Source organism: Roseospira navarrensis (assembly GCF_009601025.1).
In the GTDB taxonomy this organism is placed as follows: Bacteria; Pseudomonadota; Alphaproteobacteria; order Rhodospirillales; family Rhodospirillaceae; genus Rhodospira; species Rhodospira navarrensis.
Map to the genome: position 1 here is coordinate 1 of NZ_WIVE01000167.1, position 785 is coordinate 785.

General features: G+C 48.7%; 1 protein-coding gene and 1 pseudogene. Both read right to left on the bottom strand.

Going from position 1 to position 785, the window contains the following annotated elements:
* Nucleotides 1-7: 7 nt before the first annotated feature.
* Nucleotides 8-547 carry a hypothetical protein gene (locus GHC57_RS19125; protein ID WP_153347257.1) on the bottom strand — a complete coding sequence of 180 codons (540 nt, stop codon included), beginning with the start codon at nucleotides 545-547 and terminating at the stop codon, nucleotides 8-10.
* Between the two features lie 85 nt (nucleotides 548-632).
* A pseudogene (locus GHC57_RS19130) lies at nucleotides 633-785 on the bottom strand (IS1595 family transposase); the annotation flags it as partial.

Here is a 785-nt window from a genome sequence, read left to right on the forward strand (position 1 = left end):
GTTCACGTTATGTTCTACGCCGTTTCAGGCCACCTGTCACCACATGATGTGGTCCCGGACTCAAAGGGATAAGCCTTAAAATAACTTCAGAATTGGCTATTGGGAAACCAGCGAGCCAAGCAGATGCTTTGACATCTAGTGGGGAGCGGTTGCCCGCTAAGTGAGATCTGAATTGTTCCACCACATTTAGCCAGCAAACAAAAGTGGCGTAGCATTCTCTTGATTCGGATAGCTCTTTGAAATATATTATTTCATCGCCATTTATCTTCCAAAACTCTGGATCATTTCCGACAGGCCAATCATATTTATTTGCCACTGTAGCCTTGTAGTGGTCCCACTCCCGCGTAAAAAGCTCCTCTATCTTTCTATAGAACTCGGCTACCTCATTAAACCATTCAGCGCCAAGTTCCGAGAGCGTTGAGTCTTCATCTGGTTTTTTAATCGGAAAAGAACCGGCTTGCTTGAGCGCAGTTGAGCCAACAAGGTCAACGCTGAGAAATAATCTCAGTGTTGGCTGTAGAAACTTTGGGAAAGTATTAACGTCCATATCAGTGTTTCAGGCCAAGAGCTCTCGCGCGAATATTCGCCGCCATCATTGACACTCCGAAGAGAGACGCGACTTCGGTAAAGGCTTATCCCTTTGCTTCCGGCGCGATCAACATATCGTAGGTGATGGGCCCTTTGGTGGTGACGATGCCCAGTAGGGACCGAAAGGCTGCGTGCCGGGTGCGGCGGCGGTTGAAGCGGAAGACGAACTCATCGAGGTAGGCTTGCAGATGCTTGCG

Excerpts from the sequence above, each read along its gene's own strand:
- GHC57_RS19125 (WP_153347257.1), bottom strand. The coding sequence starts at position 547 with ATGGACGTTAATACTTTCCCAAAGTTTCTACAGCCAACACTGAGATTA.